The sequence below is a fragment of the Streptomyces doebereineriae genome (assembly GCF_031845645.1).
Classification (GTDB): domain Bacteria; phylum Actinomycetota; class Actinomycetes; order Streptomycetales; family Streptomycetaceae; genus Streptomyces; species Streptomyces canus.
Map to the genome: position 1 here is coordinate 1 of NZ_JAVREZ010000580.1, position 390 is coordinate 390.

Sequence of the window (390 nt, forward strand, 5' to 3'; positions counted from 1 at the left end):
GTCTGGAAGATCGAGGCGTCGACACCTCGGGCCTGCTGATCTCGGCCGACGCGCATCTGCTGATGCCGTATCACGTCGCCATCGACAAGGTCGTGGAGCGCTACGCGGGCAGCAAGAAGATCGGCACCACCGGCCGCGGCATCGGTCCCTGCTACCAGGACAAGATCGCCCGCATCGGGATCCGGGTCGCCGATGTGCTCGATGAGCAGTTGCTGGCCGAAAAGATCGAGGGCGCACTGGAATTCAAGAACCAGGTGCTGGTCAAGATCTACAACCGCAAGGCGCTCGAGCCTGCCGAGGTGGTGGAGAACCTGCTCGCCCAGGCCGAAGGTTTCAAGCACCGCATCGCCGATTCCCGGCTGCTGCTGAACCAGGCTCTGGAACAGGGCG

Annotated in this window: 1 protein-coding gene; it reads left to right on the forward strand. The window is 63.6% G+C overall.

Going from position 1 to position 390, the window contains the following annotated elements:
* Positions 1–390, forward strand: a 390-nt coding sequence (locus tag RNB18_RS53350; RefSeq protein ID WP_311721224.1) for an adenylosuccinate synthetase, incomplete at both ends; no start/stop codon positions are given.